The sequence below is a fragment of the Pseudomonas anatoliensis genome, from assembly GCF_017976235.1.
GTDB classification, from domain to species: Bacteria; Pseudomonadota; Gammaproteobacteria; order Pseudomonadales; family Pseudomonadaceae; genus Aquipseudomonas; species Aquipseudomonas anatoliensis.
This window is the reverse complement of sequence record NZ_JACVHC010000002.1, coordinates 1-13,094: the sequence shown is the minus strand read 5'-3', so window position 1 is coordinate 13,094 and position 13,094 is coordinate 1. Positions and strand designations below refer to the sequence as shown.

11 protein-coding genes are annotated in these 13,094 nt (G+C 57.6%); 6 read left to right on the top strand and 5 right to left on the bottom strand.

Annotated features, from left to right (window positions below):
* The first annotated feature begins 147 nt into the window (after positions 1-147).
* From ICA16_RS05540 to ICA16_RS05525, 4 genes are all read left to right on the top strand, one after another.
* Positions 148-2,097 carry a flavin monoamine oxidase family protein gene (locus ICA16_RS05540; RefSeq protein ID WP_210700186.1) on the top strand — a complete coding sequence of 650 codons (1,950 nt, stop codon included), beginning with the start codon at positions 148-150 and terminating at the stop codon, positions 2,095-2,097.
* Positions 2,098-2,235: 138 nt separating this feature from the next.
* Positions 2,236-3,123 (top strand): nitrilase family protein, encoded by an 888-nt coding sequence (locus ICA16_RS05535; protein WP_150604362.1) that lies wholly within the window; start codon positions 2,236-2,238, stop codon positions 3,121-3,123.
* 15 nt (positions 3,124-3,138) lie between these two features.
* Positions 3,139-4,347: a hypothetical protein gene (locus ICA16_RS05530; protein ID WP_210700185.1), complete on the top strand. Its 1,209-nt coding sequence runs from the start codon at positions 3,139-3,141 to the stop codon at positions 4,345-4,347.
* 66 nt (positions 4,348-4,413) lie between these two features.
* A complete protein-coding gene (locus ICA16_RS05525; protein ID WP_210700184.1) occupies positions 4,414-5,397 on the top strand; it encodes an asparaginase in 984 nt (327 codons plus the stop codon).
* Between the two features lie 62 nt (positions 5,398-5,459).
* Here ICA16_RS05525 and zapE read toward each other — a convergent pair whose 3' ends face one another.
* From zapE to ICA16_RS05510, 3 genes are all read right to left on the bottom strand, one after another.
* On the bottom strand, positions 5,460-6,554 hold the full coding sequence (gene zapE / locus ICA16_RS05520; protein WP_042561007.1) for a cell division protein ZapE: 1,095 nt from the start codon (positions 6,552-6,554) through the stop codon (positions 5,460-5,462).
* 90 nt (positions 6,555-6,644) lie between these two features.
* Complete coding sequence (locus ICA16_RS05515; RefSeq protein WP_150604365.1) at positions 6,645-8,000, bottom strand: tryptophan--tRNA ligase; 1,356 nt, start codon at positions 7,998-8,000, stop codon at positions 6,645-6,647.
* Positions 8,001-8,024: 24 nt separating this feature from the next.
* Positions 8,025-8,654 (bottom strand): alpha/beta hydrolase, encoded by a 630-nt coding sequence (locus ICA16_RS05510; RefSeq protein WP_150616418.1) that lies wholly within the window; start codon positions 8,652-8,654, stop codon positions 8,025-8,027.
* Between the two features lie 144 nt (positions 8,655-8,798).
* On the opposite strand from ICA16_RS05510, the gene ICA16_RS05505 reads away from it, so the two are divergent.
* Complete coding sequence (locus tag ICA16_RS05505; protein ID WP_150616352.1) at positions 8,799-9,233, top strand: Z-ring associated ZapG family protein; 435 nt, start codon at positions 8,799-8,801, stop codon at positions 9,231-9,233.
* A gap of 254 nt (positions 9,234-9,487) precedes the next feature.
* Here ICA16_RS05505 and ICA16_RS05500 read toward each other — a convergent pair whose 3' ends face one another.
* Positions 9,488-10,219: a YiaD family glycine zipper/OmpA-like lipoprotein gene (locus tag ICA16_RS05500; RefSeq protein WP_150616353.1), complete on the bottom strand. Its 732-nt coding sequence runs from the start codon at positions 10,217-10,219 to the stop codon at positions 9,488-9,490.
* A gap of 116 nt (positions 10,220-10,335) precedes the next feature.
* Positions 10,336-10,980, bottom strand: a complete 645-nt coding sequence (locus ICA16_RS05495) for an MBL fold metallo-hydrolase (protein ID WP_210554935.1) — start codon at positions 10,978-10,980, stop codon at positions 10,336-10,338.
* A 199-nt stretch (positions 10,981-11,179) separates the two neighbouring features.
* Here ICA16_RS05495 and ICA16_RS05490 point away from each other — a divergent pair.
* Positions 11,180-13,094: matrixin family metalloprotease (locus ICA16_RS05490; RefSeq protein ID WP_228734148.1), on the top strand; the 1,915-nt coding region annotated here is incomplete at its 3' end.

Below are 13,094 nucleotides of genomic sequence, written 5' to 3'. Positions count from 1 at the left end.
TTTCACATGGACTGCTCTAACCGGCATGTTTTTTCCCACAAAAATCAGCGAAAACAGATCAGCTTCTCGACCTGTTTTACGACTGTCCATGCATTGATTCGCCGTACAGACTCCTTCACATGCACATCGCATCAAGGAAGATGAACAGTGACCATCGGATCCAGCTACAACTATCCATCACAGGCCACCGGCGTTGAGGCAAGAACAAAACGCTCTACGCCATCGAGATGGAAGGCCCGCTTTCCCAATCCTCCTGACTTGTGCTTTGACTATCGCGCACTGGTCGAGCAAAAAGGCGGCATCGCTTGCGCCACTGACCCACACCACCGAATCTGCATCATTGGCGCTGGCATCACCGGTCTCACAGCCGCCAGAGAGTTACTGCGCTGCGGCTTCAGGCATATCACGCTCATCGAGCAATCCTCCCGAATAGGCGGCAGGCACCTGACCGTTCCGGGAAGCCCTCAATCCAGCGCGAGCCATACCCCTTTTGAAATGGGCGCGATGCGCATGCCTCTGTTCAACCTCGAAGGCGAGTTGCCGACTGAAGGCCGGTCGCTCATGGCCTATTACGCAAAGACCTTTGACTTGGCGCTTTCGGACTTCGCCAACCCTGGCAGCCAATGGGTCAAATCAACCGGCATTTACCTGCGCGAGGGTAGCCTGTCGGGCGAGTCCACACCGCAAATGCTGATCTGGAAAAATGCCGACAGTCAGACGCCTCCACCCAGTGGCGAACTGCAAGCGGTGTATACCAAGTGGCGAGCTTTCGCCGACCGCATGACCCGGCACATTGCCGAAATGTACGCGGGTAAGGACTGGGAGGACGCGTGGGCCGCAATCGTCGAAAAATACCACGCCGTTTCCTTCCGCGAACTGGTTGGCATGCCTGCCTTGCAGAGCTGGAATCGCGACAGTCCCGGCGACTTTGGCGGGATGGGCATGTCAACAAAGGAGTCGACCATTTTCTATGCCATCGGGATTGGTGACGGTAGTTGGGGCGCCTTCTACGACGTATGCGCTTTATACCCACTGCGCACTGCAATATTTGGCTTCAGCAGCCAGCTGCAATTGGTGCATGGCCGAGTCGATGAAAAAGGTGACCCGTTAGCTGACTCGCCCCTTTTGAACAGCAATGCTGTTTTCGATTCGACTGGTCTGCAGTTTGATAAACCACGCTATCTGGGGCTCGCGGCACTGAGTGAATGCCTGATGTTCATGAAGCCCGAGGAGTCCACTCAATCTTTTTATGAGCACTGCCAGCAAAGCAGCGAAGGCCTGCTGACCGACTGCTCCGTCAACAGATTGAAAAAACTCGGCAGCGGAAGAACCCGCGTCTACTTCAATTGGAAACAGAGCAAGCCCGAGTTAACCCAGGAACACTTCAACGACTTTGATTCAGTGATCATGACGCTGCCCTCATGGTTGATCGAGACAAGAATCAAGCTGGAAAACTTCACGCCACAGATGCTGCCGTTTGAAACGATTAACGCCTACAAAACTGCGCACTGGGAAACCAGCTGTAAAGTCTTCGCGCCGCTGAAGAAATCCTTTTTATCCGGCAATACCACCATCCCCCAGGCGATCGTCACGGACAGCTTTATCCACGACGTTTATACCTACCGCTACAACGAGAACTACAGCTACGACTGCATTCTTTTGAGTTACACCTGGGAGGACGATGCAACCAAACTTTCCTGCTTCAGCGACAAAGAACTGGTCGCAAAGTGCGCAGAGGAACTAGATCGAATCCTCATGAACTCCAGCAATATCCAACAACGGATATCCCCGTACATTGGCCTCGAACAAGCCATCGTGCAGCGCTGGATGACTGATAAGAATTCATTGGGCTGCGCCAAGCTCTATCGTCCCGGTGCTTACCACGATGCCGTTCGCTTGTTGAAATACAACCGAGACTCCTCAAGGGCTTCTGGACTGTATTTGTCTGGAGAGTCTTTTTCGGTTGATGCAGGCTGGACAGAACCCTGCTTTCGCGGTGCCGTCGATGCAGTCATCCATATTTGCGACAAGACCGGTGCCAGTTTCAACGGTGGCTTCACCATGAATGACTACCCGCATTATCAACACGATGCCTGATTGTCCGGGCGCAGCATCCGCGTCCTAGGAGACGGACTACAACTTAACCGGAAAGCGCCGACTTACGCTTTGCTCTCGACTCGACTCTTATGACCCCGCCATTCAACGGTGTGAAAACAATAATAAGAGGTCATGAAAATGAGTGAGTCCACAAGCCCCGTTCGTGTCGCAGTTGTGCAATGTGATCCACAGGTCGGGACGCAGAACCGCGCGGCAAACCTGGGTACCAGCCTGGAGTTGGCGCTGGAAGCGGTTAATAACGGTGCAAATCTGATCGTTTTGCCCGAGCTGACCAGTACCGGTTATTACTTCCAGAACCGGCAGGATGCGTTTGATCATGCCGAAGCGGTTCCCGACGGGCCGTGTGTCAGCAGCTGGGAAGATTTTGCCCGTCATCATCAGGTTTATCTGGTAGCCGGGCTGACCGAGCGTGAAGGTTCGAGGCTGTACAACACTGGCGTACTGGTAGGGCCTGACGGTTTTATCGGCAAGTATCGCAAGGCTCATCTCTGGAACCTGGAAAAGCTCTGGTTTACTGCCGGCGACTCGGGATTCCCGGTCTTCGATACGCCTATCGGTCGCATTGGATTGCTGATCTGCTGGGACATCTGGTTTCCCGAAGTCCCGAGGATTCTGAGTCAGCAAGGCGCAGACATCATTTGCAGCCTTAACAACTGGGTCTGGACTCCACCACCGTTGTTCGATGACGCCGGCAAATGCATGGCATCCTATCTGACCATGACCGCCGCACACGTCAACAATGTGTTTATCGCGGCGGCGAGCCGAATCGGCGAGGAGCGCGGTGCCCGATATCTTGGATGTTCATTGATCGCTGGGACCAACGGCTGGCCGATCGGCCGCGTGGCATCTGCCGACCAACAGGAAATCCTCTATGCCGATATTGACCTGACCAGCGCTCGCAGTGCGCCTATCTGGAACGACTTGAACGACCTGCATCGGGATCGTCGCTGCGATGTCTACGACCGAATGCTCGGTTATACCCAGCATCCGTGCCTTCCGCGCTAACCGGGGGGCCATGCAATGGGAACTATCCACGCAAAACCACGGAAACAAATCGCTGCCAGAACAATGCTGGACAGCATGATCATTGGATTGCTGCTGGGTGCTACTGCGCTGATTGTCTGGCTCTCAATGACCAATCACTCACTGTGGTCAGCACGCTGGCCGGATTACGGCCACATGGTCTCGAATCTTCCCGAGCCGACCGCCTGGCTGCGCTGGGTGTTGGGAGATATCAGCGAGGTGGCATTTTATAAACACGAGTTCGCATCCATTGGCCTTCTGGCGGGTGCGTATCTGGGTTACTGGGCGAATCGAACGGGAAAATCCTGGCAAGGCTTTACCATTTGTTACGGCAGCGGACTATGGCCGTGGCTCGTCACCAGTTCGCTACTGGGCCTGGTATTGAGCAATCTCGTGTGGGGCTGGACGGTCACCGCCACGAGCTGGCAGCCAACGTTTGCGGCGTTCGTGTCGTTGCCTGCGGCCATGGTGCTGATGTTTGGGGGTGGCTGGAAGGTCGCGGTCAATGGCGCAATCATGGGAGCCCTTTTCGTGACGCCCATGTGCATGCTGATAGTGAATTACGTCTGCAATCCCCTCGGACTGCCCGTCGTGATCGGCAATGTATCGGGCATGGCAATCGCCAGCATCGGCGCCTTCGTACTCTGCCGCTACATACCGAGTCTGGTGACATCCGCGGCGCCCGAACAGGTCGCCGAGGAGGCCCGCATCCCGGTGACCGCCAAGGCTCCGGATTATGGTGTGGTCTGGAGCATTCGCCGGGTCTTGGCGGACTTCTCCGAAGCTCCTTTTTTCGGCAACGAATGGGCCAGTCTTGGGCTGATTGTCGGCGCATTGCTGGCGTTCACCTTGAACCCGATGAGCCCTGTCTACGGCACAGGTTTGCTGCCGCAACTGCTGGCGGGCCAGGCTTTGACCTCGGCACTGGGCGTGCTGATCTGGCGCAAACAATGGATGGTCCGGGGCTGGTACCCGACCTATGTACCGCTGGTATCAGTCGTTCCGGCAGCTATTTTGACCTACGGCGGCGAGTGGCAAGTGATTGTCTCAAGCGCATTGCTCGGCGCCCTGATCGCGCCACCGCTGGCTTGCGCCCTCGCGCAACGAGTGCCGGGGCACATGCACGGTTTCATCGGGAATGTGTTGTCGATGGCCATCAGCACGCTGCTGATCCTTCCGCTCGTCGGCTGGCTGGCAACCCACTGACGCCCCCTCCCCGGCGGGCTCTTGAATCCGATTCAGGAGCCGCCGGTTTCCTTTGCGAGGTATCACATGGACTTGCCCAAACTGGCCATTGCCGCACTCGGCGGCACTGTCAGCATGCAATCGGTAAAAAGCGGCGAAGGTGTCGTTCCATCGGTGTCCGGCGAGACGCTACTGAACACGGTGCCGGAACTGAAAACGCTCGCGCAGTTGACCGTCGAGACACTCGGCCTATTGCCTGGCGCCTCACTTGATTTCGAATACCTGCTGAGCGTGTTGTGCTGGGCGAACTTTCAGATCAATCAAGGTGCGGCAGGAGTAATCATTGTTCAAGGCACGGACACGCTGGAAGAATCCGCTACTTTTTTTGACCACCTGTGGGAACACGACGAGCCACTGGTGCTGACTGGTGCGATGCGCTCGGCAGCCCAGGCCGGTGCCGATGGTCCGGCAAACCTGTTGGACGCCGGCCGCGTCGCACTGGCGCAATGCAGTCGGGGGCGCGGCGCCCAAGTGGTGATCAACGGGCAGATTCACCGGGCGAGCGCTGTGCGCAAAGTCGACTCCATGGCGCTGCACGCGTTCGCATCGCCTGTGACCGGTCCTGCCGGCGTTTTAATGGAAGGGGTTGTGCACTATTTGCAGCCGCCTGTTGCACGTCAAGTCTTGCCCCTGCCGCAAAACACCCACCAGACGATCGCCTTACTGGAAGCGTCGCTCTCTGCGGACAGCCTGCTGCTGGAAAATGTCATCGAGCTGGGTTACGAAGGGCTGGTGATTGCCGGATTCGGCGCTGGTCATGTTTCCGCACACTGGGCCAAAGTCATCGAAAACATCGCCCGACACATCCCGGTAATCATCGCGACACGCACCGGCTGCGGCTCCACGGCACGGTCAACCTACGGTTTTGAGGGCAGCGAAATCGATTTGCAGCGTAAGGGGGCCTTGATGGCGGGGTTTGTCTGCCCCCGCAAAGCTAGGATTTTGCTCTGGCTGCTGGTCGGGTGCCACCAGCAAAAGGATCTGGCGTCTTACCTCGATCAAATCAACTGACCAAAACGCGCAAAAAAAAGGGCCTGCAATTGCAGGCCCTTTTTCTGTATTGGCGATTCTGTTTAAGGCTTATGCGCCCGCGACAGGAATTCGTGCGACTGCATCTCCAGCAGGCGACTCAGCGTGCGCTGGAACTCGAAGTTCAGGCGACCGCCGGTGTAAAGATCCTTCAACTCGACTTCAGCAGAAATGATCAGCTTCACGTTTCGGTCGTAGAACTCGTCGACCATGTTGATGAAGCGCCGAGCGATGTCGTCGGTGGTGACGCTCATCTGCTCGACACCGCTGAGCAGCACGGCGTGGAAGATTTTGCCCAGTTCGATGTAGTCGTTCTGGCTGCGCGGGCCGTCGCACAGTTCGCGGAAGTCGAACCAGGCAACGTCATCACAAGTGCGCAGGGCGCGGATCTCGCGATTTTCGATGATCAGCACGTCGTTTTCCACCGCCGCCGTGCATTCCGGTGTCAGTGCCTTGAAGCTCTTGCGCAGGCTTTCGTGAGCGGCTTCGTCGAGCGGATAGTGGAACAGTTCCGCCTGCTCGAGGTGACGCAAACGATAGTCGACGCCGCTGTCGACGTTGACGATTTCGGTATGCTGCTTGATCAGCGCGATGGCCGGCAGGAAGCGCGCGCGTTGCAGGCCGTCCTTGTACAGACCATCGGGAACGATGTTCGAGGTCGCGACCAGGGTCACGCCGTTCTTGAACAACTCTTCCATCAGCGTGCCGAGGATCATTGCGTCGGTGATGTCAGAGACAAAGAACTCATCGAAGCAGATGACCCGCGATTCAGTCGCGAAACGCTTGGCGATGATGGTCAGCGGATTTTTCTCGCCGCCGAGGGTTTTCATCTCTTCGTGCACACGCTTCATGAAGCGGTGGAAGTGCGTGCGGGTCTTTTCCTTGAACGGCAGCGCTTCGAAGAAGGTGTCGACCAGGTAAGTCTTGCCGCGACCCACGCCGCCCCAGAAATACAGACCCTTGACCGGCGTCTGATCCTTTTTGCCAAACAGTTTGCTCAACAGGCCCGGCTTGTTCTGATCGGCGGCGATCAGATCTTCGTACAGGCGCTGCAAATGACGCACAGCAGTTTCCTGCGCGGCGTCATGGAAGAAGTCCGGGCGTTTCAGATCAGCTTGGTATCGTTCTAGGGGCGTCATAATTCGTTAGCAAGGCAACAAAAACGGGCCGTCACTGTAGCGACGGCCCATGGGAATGGCAATCAGCCCTTGGTCGGGCCGAGCCGCTGATTATTCCTGTACCGGGGTCAACGCGATGCGCAAGGCCTCGATGGCCGCGTCCCGCGCCGTGCTGTCAGCGAATGCCGGGCTGTCGCCGATGCACTCACCTTCCAGCCACACGCTGAAGCTCAGGTCTTCGTTGCGCACGTCCAGAGGCTGACCGGATTGCAGTTGCTTGGTCACCTGGCCGGCGGTTTTGCCATCGGCGAAGTTGCGCGACAACAGCAATTGCTCGCCATCGGCCGCCAGCAGACGGAAGCGGAAACTGCCGTCGTCCTCGCGGAAACTTACGAAGCGCGCGGCTTTCGCGGCTTTCTTCTTGGTGGTGGCAGCCACCTGCACCTGATTGACGAACGAACGCAGGCCAACGGCTTCGCGCAGTTCGTTGAGGAACGGCGTTGCCACGGCACGGGCCTTTTTGGCACCGATCTGCAGGATGTCTTCGAGATCCGCCGGACGCTCGATCAACTGGTGATACTTGTCACGCGCTTCGCCCAGTTCGTTGTCGAGCAACTGGAACAGGCGGTTCTTCGCCTCGCCCCAACCCAGGCCACCGAGCAGTTCACTGCGGAATTCGTCAGCCTGTGCTGGCGTAGCGAAGGCCTGAAACAGAGTGAACAGGTGCGAGTTGTCCGGGTCCTTGGCTTCGCCTGGCGCTTTGGAGTCGGTGACGATCCGCGAGATCGCGTCCTTCATCTCTTTGGCGCTGGAGAACAACGGGATGGTGTTGTCGTAGCTTTTCGACATCTTGCGACCGTCGAGGCCTGGCAACGTTGCCACGCTTTCCTCGATCAGCGCTTCAGGCATGGTGAAGAATTCTTTGCCTTGGCCAAACAGGTGGTTGAAGCGCTGGCCGATGTCGCGGGCCATTTCCACGTGCTGGATCTGGTCACGACCGACCGGCACCTTGTGCGCGTTGAACATCAGGATGTCCGCGGCCATCAGCACAGGATAGCTGTAGAGGCCCATGGTGATGCCGGCATCCGGGTCCTCACCGGTTTCGACGTTCTTGTCCACCGAGGCCTTGTAGGCGTGCGCACGGTTGAGCAGGCCTTTGGCGGCGACACAGGTCAGCAACCAGGTCAGCTCGGGGATTTCCGGGATGTCCGACTGACGGTAGAAGGTCACGCGGTCGACATCAAGGCCACCGGCCAGCCAGGTCGCAGCGATTTCCAGACGCGAGCGCTGGATGCGCAGCGGGTCATCGCATTTGATCAGGGCGTGGTAGTCGGCCAGGAAGTAGAACGAATCGGCATTGCTGTCACGACTGGCGAGGATCGCCGGACGGATGGCGCCGGCGTAGTTGCCAAGGTGTGGCGTGCCGGTGGTGGTGATGCCGGTGAGGATGCGGGTACGGTTCGTCATGGGTAATCGCTTGTCAGACTGCAATCAATTCGAGAGACGCGGCAGGATCAGATCCTTGAGATCGGTCAACTTGCCATGAAAAAAGTGTCCGCATTCTGCCACTTTCAGCAGCTCATGGGGGCGCTGGAGTTTTTCAGACCATTGGTAAACCAGTTGCGGATCGATGACTTCGTCGGTTTCCGGCTGGATCACGGTCAGCTCGCCGTGCTGCGGCAGTTGATCCTGCTCGCCCAGACGCATCACCGCCGGCGCAACCATGAACAGGTGCTTGAGCTGCACGCCCTGGGCTTCGAGACGACCGCCGAGACTTGCTGCAACAAATCCGCCGAAGGAGAAACCGAACAGGGTCAGCGGCAGATTCGGGTGTTTTTCCCGTAGCCATGCGGCGGCGGCTTGAGCGTCGTCGACTTCACCGGTGCCCATGTCGTGGCTACCTTCGCTGGCGCCGACGCCGCGATAGTTGAAGCGCAGGGTAATCAGACCGGCGTCGCGGGCCGTGCGCTGCAGGGTCGAGACGACCTTGTTGAGCATGGTGCCGCCCTGCACCGGGTTCGGATGGCAGATCAGCGCGATGCCGCGCGGCTGCTCGTTATCCAGGTGAAGAGCTTCAATTTGGCCGACGGGGCCATCAATCACTACAGGGGTTTCACGCATCAGCAAGGAAGGAACTCCGTGACCTCGAATCGGGTCGACTCGTCTAGCAAATTGTCTGTGCCAATCTATTGCGAGTGAATCGCGGTATACAGCGCAGGTTCGAGCCGTTAACGTAAAGCAAAGCCGTTTATAGAGGAAGGACTCGTGGAACACTCGCTCTTAGTTTGGTTGTTACCGACTCTTGCCCTGGTTGTGGGTGTCGCCATTGGATTCCTGATCGCGCGCGTTGCGCCGAACGCTGCGCCGAGCCGTACGCAGCGTCAACTGGATGATATCCAGGAGCGTTTCGACAGTTATCAAAACGAAGTGGTCACCCACTTCAACAGCACCGCGATGCTGGTCAAGAAACTGACCCAAAGCTATCAGGAAGTGCAGGATCATCTCGCCGAGGGCGCCAATCGTCTGGCCCTGGACGAGCAGACTCGCCAGCGCTTGCTCGCCTCGTTGCACTCTGAAGCGGTGCAGGCTCCACGCGAGCGTCTGACGCCACCACGCGATCAGGAGCCGCCACGCGATTACGCGCCGAAGACTCCAAACGCACCAGGCATGCTCGATGAGCATTATGGTTTGAAGAAGTAATCAGTCGTCGCGACAAGCAAAAAGCCCCCGGACAGTGAAGTGTCCGGGGGCTTTTTTGTATCTGATGATTTTACGGTGAATGCACCGGCCCCATCGCGGGCAAGCCCGCTCCCACAGGTTTATTTGGTGTACACAAAATCAGTGTTCCACACATAACCCTGTGGGAGCGGGCTTGCCCGCGATGGAGTCAGCACCGGCCACACAAAAAAAATGCCCGATCACAGGATCGGGCATTTTTTCATTCAGGCAATCAGTTACGGATACTGCTGAACCGTGCCCGGCTGTTGCTGACCACCATACTGCTGACCCGGAATCGCCTTCAGGTTGACCTCAACCCGACGGTTCTGAGCGCGGCCATTGACGTCACCGTTGCTGGCAATCGGATTATCCGGACCGGCGCCACGGGCCGACAGGTTGGCGCCGCTGACACCTTGCGACGTCAGGTAGGTCGCCACGCTCTGCGCACGACGCTGGGACAGGTCCATGTTGTGCTGGCGGCTGCCGGTGCTGTCGGTGTAGCCGACGATTTCGATCTGGTTCTGGCTGAACTCTTTCAGCGAACCAGCGAGGTTGTTCAGCGGCTGGTAGAAGCTCGAAGCGATGTTCGCCGAATCGGTAGCGAAAGTGATGTTGCCCGGCATGATCAGCTTGATCTGATCGCCCTGACGCTGCACTTCAACCCCGGTATTGGCCATGCTCGCGCGCAGTTTCTTCTCTTGCTGGTCGGCGTAGTAACCGTAACCGGCAGCGGAAGCACCGACCACAGCAGCGCCGATCAGCGCGCCCTTGCCACGGTTATCGTGACCGATGGCAGCACCAGCCAGTGCACCGGCCAGAGCGCCGAGGCCGCCGTATTTGGCGGTTTTGCTCATGCCTTGGGAGCCACCGTCGGCCTGGCCCTGATTGTCATAAGGGTTAGGCGAGGCGCAGCCGGACAACAAAGCCACGGCAGTAGCGACAATAATCAAACGACGCTTGGTGAACATGAAGAGCTCCTACTTTTCTGCATTCTGAGGTGCAGCGGCCGGTTGGCAATAAACCTCTGCGGGCGTTGGATCATGACAATGGAGAAAAATTCCGCCGCACACCCATGACAAAATATTTACGCCCGCACAAAAGGGTTTTCGCGCATTTCGTCACCCAGACGCGTGTCCGGACCATGCCCGGTAACCACCGTTGCGTCTTCGTCGAGGGTGTACAGCCGCTGCTTGATCGATCGCACGATGGTAGCCTGATCGCCACCCCATAAATCCGTGCGCCCTACCCCGCGACGAAAAAGCGTGTCGCCGGCAATCAACAGCTTAGCCTCGGAAAACCAAAAGCTCATGGAACCGGGCGTATGACCCGGCGTATGCAGTGCCACCCCGCAACCGCAGGCAAGTTCCTCATCGTCGGACAGCCAGCGATCCGGTGATGGCACCGGCACGTAGGGCACACCGAACATCTGGCATTGCATCTCGAGGTTGTCCCACAGGAACTGATCTTCCTTGTGCAAATGCAGCGTCGCGCCGGTCTTCTCCTTCATCTGCCCGGAAGCGAGGAAATGATCGAGATGGGCGTGGGTGTGGATGATGCTGACGACTTTCAGGCCCAGCGCATCGAGGCGGGACATTATCAGATCAGGATTGCCGCCCGGGTCGACAACGATGGCTTTTTTGGAGATCGGGTCGCCAATGATCGTGCAGTTGCACTGCAATGGGCCGACGGGGAAGGTTTCGCGGATAAGCGCTGGGCTTGGAACGGTCATGAGTAATCCTGGACAGACGGCGATTGTTTTGCTTCAGGATTCTACTGCACTCGCCGATACAGAACGCCAGGTCAGTAATTTGACGCCACTAATAAAAAAATAGTGGCCAAATGATGTCAAATATTTATGTTCTGTTGCAAAATCTCACTTTTGTAGCGGTCGCACCAGGAAGGGCCGCAGCGTACTCAGGATACTTCGCATGCCGATGCCCCAGACTTACTCGTTTAGCCTCCCAGCCACACTGACCGGCAACGCCGTGGTCGACAGTCTTATTTCCGGAACCTACTGGCTGGGAGCAAACTGGGACTCGTCTGGGCCGACCAGCCTGAGTTACAGCTTCATGGCGCCGGTGACGTCTTACTTCATCACTAATTACAGTCCCGACAACGAGTACAACGCACTTTACGAGCTGACTGCCGGACAGAAGCTTGCCATCACCAGCTCTCTAGCCTCATGGAGCGCCGTCGCCAATCTGACTTTCACGCTGACCACAGATAACCTCGCCAACGTGGGTGATCTACGTTTCGGCGGCTACCGGTTGATGGACGACAAAACCGCTGCCTGGGCGTATTTCCCTGCCAACACGCCGACCGCCGGAGATGTGTGGGTCGGCCCGCAAACCAATGATCCGAACCCAGCCAAAGGCACTTACGACTACATGACGTTCGTGCATGAAATCGGGCATGCGCTAGGTCTCAAGCACCCGTTCGATACTAGTGCGACCAACAAAACCCTGCTCACACCGGCTTTGGACGATGTTCATTTCACGGTGATGAGTTACAACAGCAACTACTCCTATCAGCCGACCACGCCGATGGTACTGGACATCATCGCAATCCAGAGTCTGTATGGCGCCAATATGGCGTGGCAGGCAGGCGACACCGTCTACAACTGGGGAGCTAATCAGTCAGTTTTCGAGACCATCTGGGACGCCGGTGGCAACGACACGATTGATGGCAGCAATCAACTGGCGCCCGTCAGTATCAACCTCAACGAAGGCGCGTACAGCCAGATCGGCAAAGCCTTTATTGATTACAACAACCAGACAGCTATCAATGACGGGCTGGCGATTGCCTATGGCGCCAAGATCGAGAATGCGGTCGGCTCTGCCTTCAACGACATCCTGACCGGTAACGCACTGGACAATACGCTGAATGGGAGCCTCGGCGCTGACACCATGATCGGCGGCGGCGGTATCGACACCTACTACGTCGACAACATCGGCGATGTCGTCATCGAGACCGATACGTCGCTGACCGCAATCGATCAGGTGTTCTCCTCCATCGACTACACCCTCGGGGCCAACGTCGAGCAACTGATCCTGATCGGCAACGCCATCAACGGCACCGGCAACTGGACAAACAACACCCTCATCGGTAACGGCGGCGATAACGTGCTAGACGGCCGTCTTGGTGGCGACACCATGATTGGCGGTCTCGGCAACGACACCTATATCGTCGATAACGTCTACGACAGCACGATTGAAACCAGCACACTGGCGGGCGAAATCGACACCGTACGCGCCTCGATTGACTGGACCCTGGGCGCCAACCTGGAAAACCTCACACTGACCGGCAATGCCAACCTCAACGGCACAGGCAACTCGGTGAACAACGGCATCATCGGCAACGATGGCGATAACGTCCTCGACGGTGGCCTGGGTGCCGATAGTTTGGTCGGCGGTCTGGGCAACGACACCTACATCGTCGACAACATCTACGACAACGTGAGTGAAAACAGCACCCTGATCAGTGAAATCGACACCGTGCGTTCTTCGGTGGACTGGACCCTGGGCGCCAATCTGGAAAACCTGGTGCTGACCGGCACGGCCATCAACGGTAACGGCAACACACTGAACAACACGCTGACCGGCAACGCCGCAGCCAACACGCTCAACGGCGGCCTCGGCGCTGACACCATGATCGGCGGCGACGGCGTCGACACCTACTACGTCGACAACATCGGCGATGTCGTCATCGAGACCGATACGTCGCTGACCGCAATCGATCAGGTGTTCTCCTCCATCGACTACACCCTCGGGGCCAACGTCGAGCAACTGATCCTGATCGGCAACGCCATCAACGGCACCGGCAACTGGACAAACAACACCCTCA

Coding starts and splice junctions, on each gene's coding strand:
- ICA16_RS05535 (WP_150604362.1), top strand. CDS start 2,236: ATGAGTGAGTCCACAAGCCCCGTTCGTGTCGCAGTTGTGCAATGTGAT.
- ICA16_RS05530 (WP_210700185.1), top strand. CDS start 3,139: ATGGGAACTATCCACGCAAAACCACGGAAACAAATCGCTGCCAGAACA.
- ICA16_RS05525 (WP_210700184.1), top strand. CDS start 4,414: ATGGACTTGCCCAAACTGGCCATTGCCGCACTCGGCGGCACTGTCAGC.
- zapE (WP_042561007.1), bottom strand. CDS start 6,554: ATGACGCCCCTAGAACGATACCAAGCTGATCTGAAACGCCCGGACTTC.
- ICA16_RS05515 (WP_150604365.1), bottom strand. CDS start 8,000: ATGACGAACCGTACCCGCATCCTCACCGGCATCACCACCACCGGCACG.
- ICA16_RS05510 (WP_150616418.1), bottom strand. CDS start 8,654: ATGCGTGAAACCCCTGTAGTGATTGATGGCCCCGTCGGCCAAATTGAA.
- ICA16_RS05500 (WP_150616353.1), bottom strand. CDS start 10,219: ATGTTCACCAAGCGTCGTTTGATTATTGTCGCTACTGCCGTGGCTTTG.
- ICA16_RS05495 (WP_210554935.1), bottom strand. CDS start 10,980: ATGACCGTTCCAAGCCCAGCGCTTATCCGCGAAACCTTCCCCGTCGGC.